At 35.9% G+C, this 20,040-nt stretch carries 18 protein-coding genes; 13 read left to right on the forward strand and 5 right to left on the reverse strand.

What is annotated here, in order from left to right; translation table 11 throughout:
- The first annotated feature begins 36 nt into the window (after positions 1 to 36).
- The 3 genes from BLP58_RS02660 (at position 37) to BLP58_RS02670 (ending at position 4,888) form a co-directional block, all read left to right on the forward strand.
- Positions 37 to 465: a hypothetical protein gene (locus BLP58_RS02660; protein WP_013854366.1), complete on the forward strand. Its 429-nt coding sequence runs from the start codon at positions 37 to 39 to the stop codon at positions 463 to 465.
- 14 nt (positions 466 to 479) lie between these two features.
- The gene (locus BLP58_RS02665) at positions 480 to 1,664 is read left to right on the forward strand and encodes a zinc ribbon domain-containing protein (protein ID WP_013854365.1); all 1,185 of its coding nucleotides are present in this window, start codon (positions 480 to 482) and stop codon (positions 1,662 to 1,664) included.
- A 233-nt stretch (positions 1,665 to 1,897) separates the two neighbouring features.
- Positions 1,898 to 4,888 (forward strand): SEC10/PgrA surface exclusion domain-containing protein, encoded by a 2,991-nt coding sequence (locus BLP58_RS02670; protein ID WP_013854364.1) that lies wholly within the window; start codon positions 1,898 to 1,900, stop codon positions 4,886 to 4,888.
- 59 nt (positions 4,889 to 4,947) lie between these two features.
- Here the strand turns inward: BLP58_RS02670 and BLP58_RS02675 are convergent, their stop codons facing one another.
- From BLP58_RS02675 to rpsD, 5 genes are all read right to left on the reverse strand, one after another.
- Complete coding sequence (locus tag BLP58_RS02675; RefSeq protein WP_013854363.1) at positions 4,948 to 5,412, reverse strand: universal stress protein; 465 nt, start codon at positions 5,410 to 5,412, stop codon at positions 4,948 to 4,950.
- A 61-nt stretch (positions 5,413 to 5,473) separates the two neighbouring features.
- The gene (locus BLP58_RS02680; RefSeq protein WP_013854362.1) at positions 5,474 to 5,755 is read right to left on the reverse strand and encodes a hypothetical protein; all 282 of its coding nucleotides are present in this window, start codon (positions 5,753 to 5,755) and stop codon (positions 5,474 to 5,476) included.
- Between the two features lie 333 nt (positions 5,756 to 6,088).
- Positions 6,089 to 7,384, reverse strand: coding sequence for a replication-associated recombination protein A (locus tag BLP58_RS02685; RefSeq protein WP_013854361.1), 1,296 nt, complete (start codon positions 7,382 to 7,384; stop codon positions 6,089 to 6,091).
- Entirely contained in the window at positions 7,384 to 7,851 is a 468-nt protein-coding gene (locus BLP58_RS02690; RefSeq protein ID WP_013854360.1) for a YueI family protein, read from the reverse strand. Before BLP58_RS02690 ends, BLP58_RS02685 begins: the two co-directional genes overlap by 1 nt.
- A gap of 87 nt (positions 7,852 to 7,938) precedes the next feature.
- Positions 7,939 to 8,550 (reverse strand): 30S ribosomal protein S4, encoded by a 612-nt coding sequence (gene rpsD, locus BLP58_RS02695; protein ID WP_013854359.1) that lies wholly within the window; start codon positions 8,548 to 8,550, stop codon positions 7,939 to 7,941.
- A gap of 282 nt (positions 8,551 to 8,832) precedes the next feature.
- Here rpsD and ezrA point away from each other — a divergent pair, with 282 nt between their 5' ends.
- The 10 genes from ezrA to BLP58_RS02740 all read left to right on the forward strand — a co-directional run.
- Entirely contained in the window at positions 8,833 to 10,545 is a 1,713-nt protein-coding gene (gene ezrA / locus BLP58_RS02700) for a septation ring formation regulator EzrA (RefSeq protein ID WP_013854358.1), read from the forward strand.
- 87 nt (positions 10,546 to 10,632) lie between these two features.
- Entirely contained in the window at positions 10,633 to 11,793 is a 1,161-nt protein-coding gene (locus BLP58_RS02705; RefSeq protein WP_013854357.1) for a cysteine desulfurase family protein, read from the forward strand.
- Entirely contained in the window at positions 11,793 to 13,010 is a 1,218-nt protein-coding gene (gene thiI, locus BLP58_RS02710; protein WP_013854356.1) for a tRNA uracil 4-sulfurtransferase ThiI, read from the forward strand. Before BLP58_RS02705 ends, thiI begins: the two co-directional genes overlap by 1 nt.
- 57 nt (positions 13,011 to 13,067) lie before the next feature.
- Entirely contained in the window at positions 13,068 to 13,652 is a 585-nt protein-coding gene (locus BLP58_RS02715; protein ID WP_226908565.1) for a helix-turn-helix domain-containing protein, read from the forward strand.
- 282 nt (positions 13,653 to 13,934) lie between these two features.
- Positions 13,935 to 14,645 carry a pseudouridine synthase gene (locus tag BLP58_RS02720; RefSeq protein WP_003626193.1) on the forward strand — a complete coding sequence of 237 codons (711 nt, stop codon included), beginning with the start codon at positions 13,935 to 13,937 and terminating at the stop codon, positions 14,643 to 14,645.
- A 14-nt stretch (positions 14,646 to 14,659) separates the two neighbouring features.
- Complete coding sequence (locus BLP58_RS12260) at positions 14,660 to 15,082, forward strand: helix-turn-helix domain-containing protein (RefSeq protein WP_025084084.1); 423 nt, start codon at positions 14,660 to 14,662, stop codon at positions 15,080 to 15,082.
- 11 nt (positions 15,083 to 15,093) lie between these two features.
- Positions 15,094 to 15,486, forward strand: a complete 393-nt coding sequence (locus BLP58_RS12265) for a hypothetical protein (protein ID WP_226908564.1) — start codon at positions 15,094 to 15,096, stop codon at positions 15,484 to 15,486.
- Positions 15,487 to 15,635: 149 nt separating this feature from the next.
- Positions 15,636 to 16,415: a helix-turn-helix domain-containing protein gene (locus tag BLP58_RS02730; protein ID WP_025084086.1), complete on the forward strand. Its 780-nt coding sequence runs from the start codon at positions 15,636 to 15,638 to the stop codon at positions 16,413 to 16,415.
- A gap of 5 nt (positions 16,416 to 16,420) precedes the next feature.
- Positions 16,421 to 17,152 carry a helix-turn-helix domain-containing protein gene (locus BLP58_RS02735; RefSeq protein WP_013854353.1) on the forward strand — a complete coding sequence of 244 codons (732 nt, stop codon included), beginning with the start codon at positions 16,421 to 16,423 and terminating at the stop codon, positions 17,150 to 17,152.
- Positions 17,153 to 17,339: 187 nt separating this feature from the next.
- A partial coding sequence (locus tag BLP58_RS02740) for an SLAP domain-containing protein (protein ID WP_074484236.1) occupies positions 17,340 to 20,040 on the forward strand: 2,701 nt, incomplete at its 3' end.

Genomic DNA, 20,040 nt, shown 5'->3' on the forward strand with positions numbered 1-20,040 from the left:
ACGCAATCAAATTCTAGTTCACGTCGATCAACTAGTTTGAATAATGGTCTGCAGCCAGTTACCATTTCTTCTAAATTACAAGGCAATTGGATAGCTGCGGGATTGTTTACAGAAGAGCTAGGGCAGAGACTGCCAATTACCGTTAATGCTATTGATGGAAAAACTATTTATAAGTTGAATAAAATGCCTAATTCTACTAAAAGTTTGAAGCAATTTGGCGAAAAGTATCACAATAAGCTTTTTGCCGTGCGAGAAAATAATGATGGGATTGCGTGTGTTCCAGCTCAAGCCTTACAAACTGATGCAATGGCATATAGTTTGATTAATATAGATGGTGTACAGTGTTTGTTAGAAGGTTCAACTGGACCAGCTGGTTTATATTTTAGAAATGGTAGCGATGCGCAGCGTTTTACTCAAAAATATCAGAAACATGAAAATGCGTTATTAAAGAAATTGATGAATTAAGGGGATTTCAATAAATGAAATATTGTCCTAAATGTGGTAATAGATTAACGACTAATGATAAATATTGTGACAAATGTGGGACGGATGTTTCTAATGTTACTACCTCTCAGCTTGAGAATGTGCAGAGAGTACAAACAAATAATGTAGAGACTAAAAACAGTAAACTACGACGCAATTGCCTGATAATTGTTGCTTGTGTAGTAATGTTAACAGCGGCAGGAGTGGTATTCTTCACCTTGCAGAGTGAAAATATGAATAATTCGTTACCGTTTATTTCTCGTAAGGAAAAAACTGACCACGCTGCAGCTAGAATTGGGTATACGCCTAATAAGAAAATGTCCTCTAAAGATACTGCTGGGTTTACGATTGCTTATGCTCATATGAACTTTCCTGATGATTCAGATTGGGCGCAAGCTTATGATAAATGTCAAATGGGAGAGTTAGATATTTCTTCGTATCCTGAATATAATTTCGGTGACTATGATGTCAAGGCACCTCAAGGCGGAGCAGTATATGTTGTTACACCAGATTTAGGATACGTGGTTTCTGACGTTAATAATCCTAGCGATGCGCAAATAACATATATTAACAGTAAAAAAGGAGCAGAAAAGCCAGTATATTTCCATACTTTAGCTAAAAAAGTAGCTCATAGTCCTCATAAAAATGAAGTCAGAAGTTTAGGCAAAAAAGTTGAAGTTGTTACTAAAAAAACAACTCCTAAAAAATCTGATAGTGAGCTAAATTCAAAAACTAAGAGTCGAGATAAGTTGTCTTGGGATGATGCTAAAGAAAAGCAGCTAGCAGATTTTATGGACGATTTCGGCGATAAAATGGATCAAGATTATGATGAGTATAATGGTGATGACGCTCTAGAGACGAATGCGGGTCAAAAGTATCCTGATATTTTTGAAGATACAGACTTTAAATTGACCGATGATAATAAGGTTATTAATATTGGCTGGGATCCAGAATTAAAGAAAGACGATGACTATCATGTTGTTTCTATCTTTAATTATGATGGGGATAGTGATGAATCACATATCACATATTTGTTCTGTATTCATGATAATCAGCCTGTTGTCTTAGTTGATCAGACTACAAACGGTGATGATGTATCTGTCAAGGAAACTGAAAATGCAGATCTGAAAAATGGTTTTGCCAAAATAGTTAATGGCGATGATTCCGATAATGCAGATTAATTAAAAATAAAGATTGAATTTTCTTCTTAAAAGTTATACAGTAAAAGTGTTCAAACAAAAGCTTAATACTAATTTTTAAGGAAGAGAAAACTCAATCGTATTTAATTAAGAAATTAAACGACATTGAAGCTTTCTTAGTTTTGATGTCGTCTTTTTGTAATTAAAATTAGAAAGCCTCTTCTTTAAATTAAGTATCATTAGCTACTTAGATTTTTGAGAAGGGTTTTTTTATTATGACCAAAAAAGTAGTCGATGTTAAATCTGTAGTACTTGCTGGTGCAGCCTTAGGGGCGGGTGTTACATTAGCTGCGGTTCAACAACCCAATACGGTTTCTGCCGCTACGATTAGCAGTGAAGATCAACAACGAAATTTGGCTCAATCCCAAAATAAATTACAGGAAGTACAAACAAAATATAAGCAGCAAAAGGCATTTGTCACTTCAGCTCAAACTCAAACCAAGGTAGCTGAAAACAACGTAAATGTTACTAAGCAAAACTTGAGTGAAACTAGTGATAAATTAAATGAACTAAACCAACAAGGCAATTTGGCACAGACGAAAGCTAAGATTAATAATCAAAACCAAGTAGTTGAGCAGAATAAGCAGACTGCTTCTCAAGCAAGGCAAGATGTAATTAATCAAAAACAAGTGGTAGCACAAGCTAAAACAAATTATACTAACAAGCAAACTGATTTAGCTAAGCAACAAAAGATAACTGCCAATGCTGAACAAGTAGCTCAAAAGGCCCAGTTTAAGCTTGACAATGAGCAAAAAGAAAGATTAACTAATGCTTATGCTTCAGCTCAAAAAGCGGTAGAACAAGATAATCAAGATATTGCAGTAACTACTAGTCGGAATACTGCTAATCAAAAAGAGATTGCTGCTTTGAATAAAAAATTAGAATCGGCAACTAAGTTAAACAACCAGACAGACCAAGAATTAAGTAAAGCAGCTAGCATTAATCAACAAGCACAACAAGCTAAAAATAAGCAACAAGCCAAAGTTACTAAACAGCAAATCGAGTATGATCAAATTTATGGTAAACAAGGGAAATTAGCTAATTTAAGAATTAAATTAGATGAAAATGTTCAATATCAAAATTCAGTCCGTTTGCCGTATACTTTGCAAGAATTAAGAGATGCGGACGATCAGTCAACTGACCAAAATTGGGCTGCAATTGTTAAAAAATCTGAGAATGCTTATCATGAAAGTCAAAACCAATTTAAGCGTGAGAATCAAGACGAAGATAATGAACTGGTTAATCCTAAGCATTTAACCCTCATTCAGGAACGCCAATTGAGCGAATACACTATGCGGATTATTAATAATGCTCGTCAACAGCTGAATTTGCCTGTATGGACTTATGGTATGAATACCCAGTCTTTAGCAGATGATATTGCTAAAGATTATGATGATCATGGTAGATCGAATAGGCAAGGACATTATGTTGAAGGAATTGTGCGTGAAGCAAATAAGCATGGGCTGAAAATTAATAATAATTATATTGAAGATATGTATGCATTCTTTGCTCCATTGGATAAACCGATTACGATGACTGATGCTAAGAGAAATCTTTATGATAATTTAAAGGGGATGCTTTTAGGCAATGTGTGCAATCCGGGCTCTAATCCTGAGTATCACCACGCTAATAATTTCTTAGAAGAAGATCCTGCTACTTATGCTTTGAGTTTATCTAATCAAAAAGAAAATGATTATGATTTTGTGACCACTCATTTTATTAATGTAACATCAGGTCAACATGCAATAGCTGGGGGTGGAACTGCTTATACTGGTGTTGCTGATATTTCTAAGCACAATGGTGGCAGCTGGATTAAGGATCCAGATGCTGATCTTGAGATTAGGAATGAGATTACTCAGTTAGAGCAAAAACAAGGCAATCAATTAGCAGTGTTAAATCAATTTAAAAACCAATTATCTGATTTAACGAATAAAGCCATGAATGCTGAACTTTCTTATTCGAGTACTAAAGCTCAAGCTGTACAAATTAAAGCTAATTTGGTTAATTTTCAAACTAAATTAGGCAAGAAACAACAGGAATTAGCAACTGGTAAGAAGAACTTAATTGATTTAAAACAAAAATTGGTAAGTGATAATAGTACTCTGACAGAAGCTAAAGATAAATTGAAAAAGTTTAATGCAATTCAAGATAAGTATGTTCAAGATTATCAGCAAAAAAAGGCAGAATATCAGAAACAAAAGACAGTATTAGACAATTTAGCTAAAAAGGTGCAACATCAAAAACAAAATTTGGAGCAAATGATCGAAAAGCAGAATAAGTTAATTAGTTTTACTAATGAAGCCGAAAAGGCAGTTCAATTATCTCAGAATGTTTTAGACAAAGAAGAACAGCATCAGGAGGAAATAATGACTGTTCAGGGTCAAGCAACAAAGCTGCAGGAGCAGTTTGATAAACAAAAAGCAGTTTTTGATCAAGCAAAGGATCTTTTAAAGAAGGAACAAAGTAAATTACAAAAAGTGGCAGAAGATGAGTCAAATGCTAAGCAAAATGTAGAAATGATGCAAAAGATGCAAAGAGTAGCTGAAGAACAAAAAGAAATTAAACAGAATAGTCATAAAATGGTCAATGTTAAGCAGCAAAATAAAGAAAAGATAAAGATGCAACCAATTACTCAAGCTAAAAAAGTTAATACACGAGTTATAGCTCTAGCACAGGATCATGTTAAAAGACCAGTTTTAGTAATTAAGCCTCAATTGGATCATGAATCTAAAGCCTCAAATGATGCTGGTGAAGAAGATAATAGAATAGTTTATTTGCCAATTGTTAATAATAATTGCAACTGGACAGCTGATTCTTATAATGATCAAGGTCAAAAAGACGCTGTGGGAATTTTTACTGATTCTTATTGGCAAATTTTAGATCAAAAGAAAATTAATGGAAAATATTTTTACAGAATTTTAGCTAATGTATGGGTATCTGCCGATGAAGTAAAAAAAGTTGCATCGCTTTCAAGTAAGTTTAACGATGAACATCAATTCTTAGGAATTGTTCAATTAATCAATAATCTGGATCAAATTCCATTATTAGATGCCAATGGTAATTTTACGGATAAATTTATAAAGCCAGGTACCAGCTGGAAAGTCTGGGCAATTAAGTGGATTGATGGTCAAGAGATGATTCGCTTAGGAACAGAAAAGCAATGGATTTCAATTAAATATGTAAAAACTTTTATAAAAGAAAATTAATCTAGCAAAAAAGGATTCAAGCATCAAAAACTTGAATCCCTTTCTTTTTGGATAAATAATTATTGTTCCAAAGCGTTTGCAATTTCTTCAGCACGACAAACTAAAACGTCACACTTAGAAGTTCTAGTTACATATTCGGTAACGCTACCGATTAATAACCGTTCAACCGCGTTCAGGCCAGTAGCACCAACAACAATTAAGTCAACATTATGCTTCTTAGGGAAGTCATGACCAATAATCGTCTTAGGTGAACCAAATTCAATTGAGTAATGAGCATCTGCAACACCGGCCTTAACAGCGCGAGCCTTGTAGTCCTTCATTCTCTTTTCGGCATCTTTAGAAACTTGTTCAACCATAGCTGAGTCAAAACTGGAAACATTTTGGAAAGAACGAGTATCAATTACATGTAAAATTTCTAGAGTTGCGTGGTTACGCTTGGCGATGGCTACAGCCTTACTAAAAGCTAAGTCAGCTTCCTTAGAACCATCGACAGAAACTTGAATATTTTTATATTGTGAAAGCATTTTCTAAACACCTCTTCCTAATATCTATTTTACCAAAATTTCACCTATTATTAGAAAATAATTATTCTTTCTTGGAGGTAATTGATAAACTAAAGGCCAGAATGGTTAAAGAGGCTAGAGCTAGCGTGATTAGATTTAAATATTTATTGCCTAAAGCTAAAAGAATTATGCCAATTACGCTTTCAATTACTAATGCAATAGCAGTCCATTTTAAAAGATTGCTTAATCGTGGATCGCTACTAGCATCATAGGTTAGGAAGCGTTCGTTACGTTGGCGCCACATATAGCTAGCTGTCAGTAGCAAGAGCAGGATAAAGATGATCATTACAATTTTAATTATCATAAATTGAAAACTCCAATTACAGAAAAAGACGGTCAACTAAGACCGTCTTCCTTAATATTCTAAAAAAATCCGAGTTGACTAAACATAGCATAATGACGCTTGTTGAACCCGCAGTGTTCAAAATTTGAGTTAACATCGCAGCGAATATGGATCCTACGCAGAGGTAGTATTCCGATTCGGTAGTTATTTGCTAACTCCCACGTCTTATAGTTTGATCGGTCAACTTTATACATTTAAGCTTGTCGATCAACTCAGATTACTTATTATACTAAGGGATCAATTCCGATTTGTCAACCTTAATGAATGCGCTAACTTAATAGCCGGAGTAAGAATTTACAAATTATCTCGTTGCATTTGCCTTAATTTTTGATAGATTGCTTTGTACCTAGCTTCGATCTTAGAATTGCCTTTAGGAGCAAAGTAACTGACATTTTTTAGATTATTAGGCAAATATTGTTGTGCTACCCAGTCATTTTGATAATCGTGAGGATAGATGTAATTGAGACCATGACCTAATTTTTTAGCGCCAGAATAATGGGCGTCTTTTAGGTTATCAGGGATAGAACCAATCTTTTTAGTTTTTACATCATTAATGGCCGCATCGATGGCAGTCATTGCGCTGTTGCTCTTAGCTGATAAAGCTAGTTCAATCACGGCATTGGCTAAAGGAATTCGAGCCTCAGGCAAGCCAATCGTCTGTGCTGCATTGATGGCGGTAATTGCATGTTGGGCAGCTGAAGGATTGGCCAGGCCGATATCTTCATAGGCGATAACCGTTAGCCTACGACAGATTGAGATTAAATCTCCTGATTCGATTAAACGGGCAAGATAATGCAGAGCTGCATCTGTATCAGAACCACGAATTGATTTTTGAAAGGCAGATACAAGATCATAATGACCGTCGCCTGAAGCATCAAAGTTTTGCACTTTCATTTGAATGGAATCAGCCATTTCTTGTTGCGTAATCGTGATTTGTGAATCGTCTTGGTGATTATCTTTTAGCTCTTGCTTAGTAGATAGAACTGCTAATTCTAGGCTATTTAAAGTTGATCGTAAGTCACCATTTCCTTTTTCAATTAGCAATTTGCGGGCATCATCAGTTAGTTTAACTTGGTAGTTGCCTAAGCCGTTTTCCTTATCTGTTAATGCACGATCAATTGCATGGGAAGCATCTTCACTAGATAAAGGCTTTAATTCAAAAATTTGACAACGTGAACGAATGGCAGGGGAGATTGAAATATATGGATTCTCTGTAGTAGCTCCGATTAAAATTATTTGTCCAGATTCAAGTAAAGGCAAAAGAAAGTCCTGCTTAGTTTTATCTAAACGATGAATTTCATCTAATAATAAAACCACAGTTCCACTCATTTTGCCTTCGGCAGCTACTTGCTGCAGTTGCTTTTTGCTATCAGTAGCTGCATTAAGTTTTCTAAAAGCATATTTAGTTGATCCAGCAATGGCACTAGCAATGCTTGTTTTACCAATGCCAGGTGGGCCATAAAGAATCATAGACGAAAGCAAACGTGCTTCGACCATTCGCCGAATTATTTTACCGGGACCAATTAAGTGCTGCTGCCCCACAACTTGATCCAGATTTTGTGGGCGCATGCGGTAAGCTAATGGTTTCATTATTTATCTCCATGAAATAAGCGGTGGAAAAAGCCTTCTTTTTTCTCTGGCGCAGTTAATTCACTTTTAGGTATTTCTGGTGCAAAAACTTGTGCAATTTCAATTCGTGGCCGGTTAATTGCATATTTAGCCACTACCAGGACGGCTGAATCTTCAGGGCCAGTCTTCGCCGTTTCATTATTAACTAAAGTAAAAGGAATACTATATTTGCTACAATTGGCTTCAACTTCACCTAAGAAGCCATCATCGGTAATATTACCGTTAATTAAAATCGTATATTTCTTAAAATCAGCGATATGCTGCAAAAAGAGTGCAGTTAACTTAGAATCTTTAACTTCGGTATTATTCATTCGTACATAAACTCGCTCACGCAAAGAACCTAAATAACGTCGGCGTTCATCGGGTTTAGTTTGAGGGGTGATCCCTTGTGCAGCTTGTTCAACACGTTTATTTAAATCTTCAGTCATCGAACCATCCTTTCTTCTAAATTATTGTAACAAAAAAACCTCTCCCGACGTGGGGAAAGGCTTTTCTGACAAAATAAAATGTAAGTATTAAAGTAACTTGTTGTACCATTCAACGACAAGAGCTTCGTCAACTTCTGGTTCCATTTCGTCACGTTCTGGTAAACGTACAAGAGTACCTTCTATCTTGTTGTCATCAAATGAAACAAATGATGGACGAGCAGTAACTGCATCTAAGGCATCCTTAACTTGTTGCAAGTTCTTTGACTTTTCCTTCAAGCCAACGACTTGACCAACGCTGACTTCGTATGAAGGAATGTCAACACGTTTGCCATCAACGGTAATGTGGCCGTGGTTAACTAATTGTCTAGCTTGTTCTCTAGTAGTAGCTAAACCAAGGCGGTAAACGATGTTGTCCAAACGACGTTCAAGTAAAATCATGAAGTTAGTACCATGTTCACCTTCACGAATCTTACCAGCACGGTTAAACAAAGTTCTAAATTGACGTTCGTTTAAGCCATACATCCAACGTAACTTTTGCTTTTCGTGCAATTGTTGACCGTATTCTGACAAACGACCGCGGCTGTTAGGACCGTGTTGACCTGGAGCGTAGTTACGACGGGAAATTTCCTTACCAGTACCTGAAAGGGAGATACCCAATCTTCTTGAACGTTTCCAACTTGGACCTGTATATCTTGACATAAAAATCCTCCATAAAATTTAAAATAATAATTTCTGGAGTAAAATATTACGAATAAGCTCAACATTCGTGCATCTTGGATTTACATTTTCGCCCAATGCAGCGCGGGTTACTCGTTCACTTAAGAGTTTCAAGATGTTGACGTTCTTGTCACTTATTGCTGCAAATATTTTACACGAATAGTATTATAGAGGCTTTAGAATAATAAATCAAGAAATAGATCAGCTTTTCCACCTCTTTAGCTCATGTTTTGTTATAATTATGTTAGTTTTGGAGGATAAACAATGTCATCAATTCAAGCTATTATTATCATTGCCGTTGTGATTCTGATCATTGTCGTTATTGCAGCTATGCTGTTAACTAATCGCAAGCAGCTGCGCGAGATTGAAGTCGTTGATGCAGCTTTAAATGAAATTGAAAACATGCATCTAGAGAACGCAATTGAACGATTAGATAAGATGGATCTGGCTGGCGAAAGTTTAACCACATTAAATACTTGGCGCAAAAGCTACGTTGAAGCATCCACGAAGAAATTGCCAAAGGTGCAAAAATTAATTGAGGAAGCTGCAAACGAAAATACTAGTTATAAGCTCTTTAAATCTAGAAAAAATATTAAGCAAGCCCAAGAAATTATCAAGCCCACCTTGGAAGATGCTCGTAATACTAAGGCAGTTTTTACTGAATTGCTTGAGTCCAATAAGGAAAATCAAATTCGGTATGATGCGCTGATTAAGGTTTACCGTGAATTAAGAAAATCAGTTTTAGCAGGGTCTTTTGAATATGGTGATGCCATTGATCAGATTGAGGACCAATTGGCGTCGATGGAAAGGGACTTTGAGGAAGCTAAGAATCTTTCTTCTCAAGGAGATCATGTTGAGGCTAAGCGAGTTCTGTCTAAGATTCGTATGTCATTAGGAGCTTTGCAAAAGAGATTGCCTAAGATTAAAGAGGCTTACCATCAATTAGCAGTAGTATTTCAAGATCAATTAAAGGAATTATCAAATGTATATAAAAAGATGATTTCAGAAAAGTACTATATTACTGACATTGATGTTTTAGCTAGGATCAAAGAAATTCATGATGAAATCGATCAAGCATGCAAACTATTAGCAGAAACCAAGGTTGAAGATCTGGATCAAGCTAATAAGAAGATTTCTGGTGAAATTGATCAGCTGTATGACGTGCTAGCTAAGGAATATAAGGCTCGCCCTTTCGTTGAAAAAAATCAGAATAAAATGTTGACGCTAATTGCGCATCAACAAGCTGCTTCCAAAAAGTTGGTAGAAAAGTTGCAGCACATTGATGAAAGCTATGAACTAACTCATGGTGAGCTAGAGAAGAGCAAGGAATTAGAACAAGAAGTCAACAACATGAACCGGCAATATACTGTTGACACGCAAAGTATTGCCGATGGCAAGGGTGTTTATTCCGCTATTCAAGATTCTTGGCTTCAGATGCTTGATCGTCTGCGTGAGATTGATCAAGAACAAGCGAAGATGTCCACTGACGTTGATGGTCTGTATGATTCGGAAAATGTTGCTAATGATTCAATCAAGCGCTTTAAGCAAGAAGTTTCTCTAGTCTATCGCCGACTAGAAAGACGCAATTTGCCTGGTAATCCAGACAGTTTTGTGCAGATGTATACTTTGGTCGTAAATGAGATTGGTCATGTTAGTGATGAGCTTAGTCAAGTTAGAATTAATATGGAAAAAATCTCGTCTGAATTGATTCAAATTTCAGATGACGTTGAACGGCTAAAGCGTGAAGCTGATGATATCATTAATTCGGCTAATTTGGTTGAGTTGACTATGCAATATTCAAACAAATACGCTGATAAAGATACAATGAAGCAGGCACAAAAGAGAGCCCTACAGTTGTTTGATGAGTTTAATTATAAGGAAGCCTTAGATACAATTGCTACTGCATTGGAAAAAGCAGAGCCAGGTAGTTATCAAAGACTAGAAAATGCTTATTATTCAGAACAAAAGAATGAATAATTGAAGTATTGGATAATTTAAGCTAAAATTTAATAGTCATTGAAGCGGTCAAAGATTTGACCGTTTTTTAATAGGGGAGTTTTGATCGTGATTTATTTTGATAATAGTGCAACAACAAGAATCGATCCTCAAGTTTTAGATACATATAATAAGGTAGCAACTAATATTTGGGGTAATCCTTCAAGCTTGCATAAGATGGGAGATCGTGCTCATCAATTGCTTGAAGCATCACGTAAACAAATTGCAGATTTATTGGGAACTAAGCAGCATGAAATTTTCTTCACCTCTGGTGGCACGGAATCTAATAATACTGCAATTAAGGGAACCGCGATTCAAAAGCGTGAGTTTGGCAAACACATTATTACTTCTAGTGTTGAACATGCTTCGGTTGCTAATAGTTTTACTGCCTTAGAGGATTTAGGCTGGCGTGTAACACGTTTGCCAGTTGATAAAGAAGGCAGAGTTAATGTTAATGACCTTAGAAACGCACTTGATTCTGATACAACCTTGGTATCAATCATGGGAGTTAATAATGAAATTGGCACGATCCAACCGATTGATGAGATTAGCGACTTATTAGAGAATTATCCAACTATTCAATTCCATGTAGATAATGTACAAGCATTAGGAAAGAATATTTGGGATAAGATATTTACGCCAAGAGTTGATTTGTCTAGTTTGTCAGCTCATAAGTTCCATGCACCACGAGGGATTGGCATTCTTTATAAAAAAGAAGGCAAGATGCTGTCTCCACTTCATGATGGTGGTGGTCAAGAAAAAGGATTGCGTTCTGGTACCGAGAATTTACCAGCAATTGCCGGGATGGCTAAGGCTATCCGCCTTTTGTTAGAAAATGAACCTGAAAAAGCAAACCGCGAAGCAGCAATTAAGGCAAAAATCGTTGACTATTTGAAAGATAAGCCAGGAATTGATATCTTTTCACCAGTAAGTGACGGTTTTGCACCACATATTCTTTGCTTTGCATTAGAAGGAATTCGTGGTGAAACCTTAGTCCATACTTTGGAAGATCAAGATATTTATACTTCAACTACTTCTGCTTGTGCATCAAAGACTGCAGATGAAGCCAGCACCTTGGTTTCTATGCGAATTGATGATAAGATTGCTACGAGTGCAATTCGATTGAGTTTTGATGAAACTAATACGCTTGCTGAAGCAGACGAATTTATCAAGGTCTTTGATAAGATTTACAATCATTTTGCTAAAATTAATCATTTGGGAGAAAATTAATGGAATATACAGAAGTTATGGTCCGTTATGGGGAGCTCTCAACTAAGGGAAAGAATCGCAAGGACTTCATCAATCGCTTAGCTAGCAACATTGAAAAAGTTTTAAAAGATTTTCCTCAAATTGACTTTCACCCTCGTCACGACCGGATGCATATTGTTTTAAATGGCGCACCTTTTGCGGAAGTAGATAAGCGCCTTAAGAAAGTATTTGGTATTCAAACCTACTCACCAGCTATCAAAATTCCTAAGACTTTGGAAGATATTGAAAAGACTTCTTTAGAATTAATGCAGGAAACTTTTAAGCCTGGCATGACTTTTAAGGTTAATACTAAGCGTAGTGATCACAAGTTTGAATATGATACTAACCAACTTAACAATTTGGTTGGTGATTATTTATTCGATCATATCGACCACTTGAAGGCTGAAATGAAGCACCCTGATTTAGTACTTAGAATCGAAGTGCGTCAAGATGCTGTTTATATTTCTAACCAATTGCTTCATGGTATCGGCGGGATGCCCGTTGGTACTGCTGGCAAGGCTGTGATGATGCTTAGTGGTGGTATTGATTCACCAGTTGCTTCATATCTTGCAATGAAGCGTGGGGTTGATATTGAAATGGTGCACTTCTTCAGTCCACCTTACACTACTGAAAAAGCTTTAGCTAAGGCTAAGGAATTAACTGGTATTTTGGCAAACTATGCAGGTAAGATTAACTTTATCGCTGTGCCATTTGCTGAAATTCAGGAAACTATCAAGGAAAAATTGCCAGAAGGTTACTTGATGACTGTACAACGTCGCTTCATGTTGCAACTTGCAGACCGTATTCGTGCTAAGCGCGGTGGTCTTGCAATCTTTAACGGTGAATCTGTTGGTCAAGTTGCTTCACAGACTTTGCAATCAATGGTTGCTATTAACGATGTGACAACTACACCAGTTATTCGTCCAGTTGCTACAATGGATAAGACTGAAATTATTAAATTGGCAGAAGATATTGGTACTTTTGATCTTTCAATTCAACCATTTGAAGATTGTTGTACTATCTTTGCTCCACCACGTCCTAAGACTAAGCCAAAGCTTGATAAGGCTCGTGAATACGAAGCTCGTCTTGATGTTGAAGGCTTGATTCAAAGAGCGATGGATGGAATTGAAGTAATGCCAATTTATCCAAATGAAAAATTTATCAACGATAAGATCGAAGAAGATCAAGATTTGTTGTAAAAAGTTATGCCGACAGAATGATCTGTTGGCATTTTTTGTAGAAAAAGGTAAAAAACAGTGAAGATCGGAAAATTACTAAGAGAAACTAGATTGGTAGCTGGACTTACTCAAACTGAAATGGCGGCAGGAGCTATTTCAGAATCGTTTTATTCCAAAGTTGAACGAGGTGTCCATAATATTGATGCCGATACCTTGGTTGAGGTTTTGAAAGCAAATCATATTAATCCAGTTCAATTCTTCTCCAGAACGCTGGATGGTCCAATGCAGGAATCACCGCATAAAAAGAGTATATTGGATGCTGGCTTTATGGTGAAAAAAATAGTACGTAGTGCTAATAAAAGAGATCTAGAGAAATTAGGTCAACTAAAAAAAGAGATTGATCAAGCTGAAGAACAAGGTAAACCGTATTATATTTGGATCTCTTATGTATTGGAGTTAATGACTACGTGGATAACTCATTCAACCGATGATATATCAGAACCGGTTAAAAAGAAGATTAAGCATTTATATAAAGGAGATAATTGGGGATTTATTAACTATGAATATTTAGGGATGGCTTTTATTGCCTTAACTCCAGAACAAGTACTCAATTTTTCTCATACTGCTTATCAAAGCTATGAAAAAACTCAGAAAATACCTTAAGTTATACAAATATAGTTGGCATTGCTGATTTAACAATCGATTTCTTAATGTATGCGTATATACACAACTTTAATAAGGAATTATGCGCAGAAACATTTGCTTTTTTTGATAAAAATATTCCATATGAAGCAAGCTTTTATCAACGTAGAGTAATAATCAGACTTTATAAGGCTTTATTTGACAATGATACTGAGAAAGTAGATTTCTATACCCGCTTATTGGAGGAAGATAATTTTACTTTTTGTTTGCAAAATGTACCGATTACTAAAAAGGATAGTTCTCATGCGCATTGATAAATATTTAGCTAATATGAATGTCGGCTCCAGAAAAGAAGTGCACGTTTTAATTAAAAAAGGCATTGTCACTGTAAATGGTGATGTGGTAAAAACACCAAAACAGCAGGTTAAGGAATCCGATGAAGTATTGGTAGATGGCCAAGAGGTCAATTATCAAAAATATCATTACTTCTTGATGAACAAGCCCAAGGGCGTACTTTCAGCGACTGAAGACCGTAGTCAAAGAACGGTAATCTCATTGCTCAAGCCGCAGGATCAATATCAAGGAATTACGCCGGTAGGACGATTGGATAAAGATACAACCGGCTTGCTGTTACTTACTAATGATGGTCAACTAAATCATGAATTGCTTGCACCTAATAAGCACGTTGATAAAATTTATCGTGCCAAAATTGCGGGTGTGGCTGATGACGAAACGGTGAAGACCTTTGCTAGTGGCATGACTTTAGGTGATGGAACTAAACTTAAGCCAGCAGAGTTGAAGATTCTTGCCCAAGATGAAGAGCATGATAGCTCTGAAATTGAGATTAAAATTCGTGAAGGAAAATATCATCAAATTAAGCGCATGTTTGGTGCGGTAGGGATGAAAGTAGTTGAACTTGAACGAATTTCAATGGGTAAATTGAAGTTGCCGAAAGATTTAAAGCGCGGTAATTATATTGAATTGAGTTTAGATGATGTAAGCAAGATTAAATAGGACGGAATAAAGAGATGACAATCGGTGAGGCACTAAAAAGTGTGCGTTTGCATGCAGGAATAAGTCAGACAGAAATGGCAGCGGGAATTGTAAGTGAATCTTTTTATTCTAAAGTTGAACGCGGTGTCCATGCGATTGATGCTGAAACTTTAATTGAATTTTGTCGGTTCATCATTTTGTCGGTTCATCGTTTTGATGTTACTGGCTTTTTTGCACAAATTAATAATCAGTCATCTACTGGACCATTTTTTGAGTTAACTAGTGAGATTACTTTTGCTCAAAATAGAAGAGATATAAAGGCGTTAGATAAAATCAAACAGAGAATTGAAGATGGTGGGGTACAAGTTCCGCAATGGCTCAAATTCAAACTTGAGTTAGCTTATGCTTGGGCCTTACGTTCAAATGATAAAATTTCTCCTGAAATGAAGAAAAAATAAAGAAGTTGTTTTTGAATGAAAGTTGGGATCAGACATCTTATCATTTTTTGAGTCAGGTAGTAATTTTCTTGGATGTTAATGATTCAAAGCAGTTCGTAGAGGCTGCTTATGCTGCATATCGTAAACATCCCGCTACCGATACCTTTACTTTGCAGTTTATGGCTTTTATTACGATAAATTATTTGAATTGTTGCTATCATCAAGATGCTGATAAAAGTTATGCGGAAAGTACATTTAAGTTTTTGCAAGAATTGCCGGTAGATCCTGCAATTGGCTTGGAAAAGTTGATAGGTAAGTTCTATCAAGCTGTTTTTAGTGGTGATGAACAGAAAGCCAGATCTTTAAAATCAATTATTCAAGACTGTGGTTATGCGTCAATAATTGATGATATCGAAATTGATTAATAAATAAATCGCATCTTTTGAGCTATTTTTTAGCTTGAGGGATGCGATTTTTTTGCTTTTTTTAATAAAAATAGTCGTTTTGGAAGATTTTGAGACTTTTATCTCAATTGTTTATATATTAAAAATATGAAACAAATAAGGTAAAAAGTTTGACTATTGGAGAACAACTAAGAGAAATACGAGATTCTTTGAACTTAACGCAGAAAGAGATGTGTGCTGGAGTAGTAACGGAATCTTTTTATTCTCGAGTAGAAAATAGAAAAAGTGAAATTAATATCGATGATCTGTTAGCGATTTTGAAGCAAAATCATGTTTCTATACGAGATTTCTTCGGCGTGTTTGATCAGTCAATGCAACGCAGCATTCAATATTGCTGCATTCAGTCAGCTATTAATAATCGCAATCTTGCATGGCTGAAAAAAGTGCAGACAGACGAACCTGGTTTTGAGGTAGAGTTAACCGCAATTATTGCTACCTTGTTGAATAAGAAGGCTCATCTTTCTGATGCGGCTCGGAGAAAAATAAAAAGCAATTTTGGTAGATTAGGTCAGTGGGATGAAACTGCGTTATGGAATATGGCTAGTTTTATGTCTTTGTATGATACGAATGAGTTAAAAATTTTAATTACAGATATTTGGGAAAATAGGGACAGCATCAACTTGAATAACTCTTCAACGTTAGTTGCACTAGCAAATGTAATGATGAATTATTTAGGGCGCTTGTATCAGGAAAAAGCTCTCGGCGCAGTGCTAGAAACTATCCATTTTATAAAGGATTTGCCAACTAATCCTGTGATTATGTTCCAAAAGTTAGTTGCCATATATTATCTAGCTTTAATTAATCATGATCAAAAACGATTAAATTTAATAATTCAAGTGTTACAGAAAAACGGCTACGATAATTATCTGGTTTGGCTTCCGAAAGGGTGATAACAATGAAAATTGGTGATAGATTACATCAAGTGCGAAATTTGCATGGATTGACGCAAGAGCAAATGGCGGCTGGAATAATTAGTAAGTCGCAATATTGGCGAATAGAAAAAGAATCTAACGCAATTAGAGCAAGCAGTTTAATAAAGATCCTAAATCAAAATAAAATTTCTGTACTCACATTTTTTAAGGATGCTGATGATTCAGGGATTAATAGAAGAGAGCTGCAATATCAGATTACTAATGCATTTTTTGCACGGGATTATAAAAAATTAGAAGAAATTAAAAAGCAGTCGACTAATTCTCAAATGAAGAGACTGTTAAATTGGCTTCTGGCAGAGCTCAGAGGTGAAAGCCAGACTTTTTTCGATGAAGAAAAAAGAAAATTGAGATATAACGTGTGGCAAGTCGAGAGATGGAATGACGATATTTTGTGGTTTTTCTTTCATACTTTGTATTTGTATAAGTATTCCAATTTGGAAGGAATAATCAATGCACTTATTTCGAAGTTCACTAAGAATAAGAAAATTGAAGCTCGTCAGCAACAGTTAATCATAAGTATTGCTGTGCGTTATCTGAATATTTGTTATGAGCAAAATAATGAATATGAAGTGAAAAAGGTGGTTTGCTTTTTACATAAAGTGCCGAAAAATGCTGAGATTGGATTGGCAAAGTTGATTGCGGACTATTATGAAGCCCTGCTGAATAAGAAGAGCTTTGAGGCTGAAGAGATTTAGGATTTAATTAAGGCATGTGGTTATGAGAACTATTTGAGCCTAAATTAGGGGGGTGAGATTAGTAAAAAATTAAATTTGCGTTTTTTGATTTCAATTCTGCAGATTAGATTGTGCGATTGAAATTTCAAAATTAAGATAAAACTGATAATATTTGTTATTTATTTTTTGTAAAGTGGAGAACATTAGGATGAATAAGAAGATTAAAGTTACAAGTGCTGCTGCCGCAGCGTTAGCCAGTTTAGTATTGGTGAATGCCAATGTAAATAATGAAGTTAAGGCTGATACTAAGCCGGTTAATGCTACTAAGACTACTCAAAAGGCACAAACACCAGAAGAGGCTGCTCAAGCCAATGTTGATAGTGCGAAGAAGAACGTTGAAGCTGAACAAGGCAACGTAGACAAGGCTAAAGGTGATTTGGATCAAGCTAAAAAAGATGCCGAAAAGCCAGACGCTGACTACAAGGCACAAAGCGACAAGGTCGATGGATTAAAGAAGACTGCTGACCAAAAGAATAATGCATTAACTGATGCTCAAAATAAAGAAAAGGATGCACAAGCTTTAGCTGATGAAGCAAATGATCCAGCTAAGGTTAAAGATGCTAAAGATGCTGTTACTAACCAAGAAGTCGTGGTAAAGGATGCCAATAAGGCAAAAGCCGCTGCGGATAAAGCAGTAAAGGATAAGCAAAAAGAAATTGATGATCTTAAAGGCAAAGTACAATCTGACACTCAAGATGTAAATGATAAGACTGCTGCCAAGAAGCAAGCCGATCAAGCTGTTAAAAATGCTAGCGATGCTTTGAAGGGTACGGGTGTTACTGAAGCTAAAGATGCAGTTGATACTTATCACAGTAATGTTGATAATTTAACCCAAAATATTACGCATAACCAAGGCGTATTAAAGCATAATCAAGATGTATTAAAAGGTAATCAAGATAAATTAGGAGTCATTGATAAGGATCTGGTTCAAGCTAAATTAGATACTAAAGTTGCTAAAGCAAAATTAGATACTGATCAAGGTACTTTATATCAGAAGAATCAAGATTTGCAAAAGGCTAAGGATTTGGCAAATACTGCAGCTGGATTCTTTAAGTCATTAGCAGAAGACCAATCATTAACTGCTGAACAACGCGAAGATGCTAAGACAGCATATGGTATTTTGATGAATGATGGTAAGTTCAAAGGCTTTAATGAAGATGATGTAAAACTTACTTGGTATCACCCTGATCAGCAATTGGGTAAGGATGGGGATGCTACTTCATTAGCTAATATGCAAAGTGCATTAAATGACCTTGATGAATTAGTAAAAGTGAGACATGAATATGGTGTACAATTGCCTCATATTTCATTAACTGCAACTGCTATTGCTATGATGTCCTCTGACTTTCTTAAAATAGCACCTGATTTTAATCACCCTATTAAACAGACAGAAAGTTATGGACCATTTTGGGAAGATGAGGAAGACATTGCTGCAGGAACAGATTATCCAGAATATGAACAAGTCCGTTCTTATATGAGTGAAAAGCAATACATCGATGATGCTATTGCAAAAGATGGATCACTTCAAAAATATGCATATGATAATAACAAGCCTTTAACTCAAGATGTATGGGAAAGGAATACTGATTATTGGAATAAGCATCTTGGAAAACTAGGATATCAGGAAATTGGACACTACCAATCAATGATAAATCCTGCTCAAAATTCAATTGGTGCAGCTCGTACTACGGGTACTTTGGCAAGTGGTGTTGGTGACTTGAAGTACGAAGGCTCATCTTCAATTGATATCCTGCAGTCTAATTATGGCGATGGAACATATGTGCCTCAATATCCAAGTTTCACTATTGATCAATATAAAGATTTAGTAAATTCATATGTTGCAAATCCTGACAAGGCTAACTTCGTTCAAGCTGCTCAAGCTGCAGTTAAGAGTGCACAAGGTGTAGTAGATCATGATAATAAAGACTTCAACCATAAGCTTAATGACATCCAAAATTCATTAGAAAAGCAATTTGAAAAGTTTAAGGAAGCTATTAAAGATAAGCAAGATGCTATTAAGAGGACCAATAAGCAAATCTCTGATGATCAAAGTGATTTATTAACTCAAAAAGTTCATTTAAAGCAAGCAACAGATAGATATAATACCTTAACTGCTTCTCATGATAAAAAAGTTAAGAACTATAAGGCTACTGTAAAAGCTCAAGAAGAAGCTGAAACAGCATTAAAGACTGCCAACGATACTTTAACTCAAACCAAGCCCAAGCTTGCTCAAGCTCAAAAAGATCTTCCAACTTTAAAGCAAACTGCTACCGAAAAGGGCAACACTGCTAAGGACGAACAAACAAAGTTAGATCAATTAACCCAACATGTTGAAGATTTAAAGAATGCAGCAACAATTTTAGCCGATGCTAAGAAAGCAGTAACTGGTGCTCAAATTGCATATGATACTGCTAAAAAGAATTATGACGATGCAAATAAAGTCTTGAATGGCGACTTGAAGACCAACAAAGATAAGGCTGACGCTAAAGTAGTCGCGGCACAAAAAGCATACGATGAAACAGTTGCTAAATTACAAGCAGCTAAGAACAAACTTGCTGAAGCACAACAAAAGTTGCAAGACATCTTGGATGCTGAATATGCTCAATCAATCATTACTTCAGGTCCAACAGAAACTAAGAAGACAGATAAGCAAGAACCCGTTAAGACTCCAGAAGTAACCTCAGAAACTAAGACTGATGATATCTCTACTGCTCCTAAGAAGATTCGCTTAACTCACAATGCCTTTGTTTACAACAAGCATGGCAAGGCAATTAGAAAAGGTCTTTACTTCAAGGTAATTAAGCGTGGTGAAAAGGTTAAGACCTTAAAGAATGCAAAAGTTGTAACTA

Source organism: Lactobacillus kefiranofaciens, assembly GCF_900103655.1.
GTDB classification, from domain to species: domain Bacteria; phylum Bacillota; class Bacilli; order Lactobacillales; family Lactobacillaceae; genus Lactobacillus; species Lactobacillus kefiranofaciens.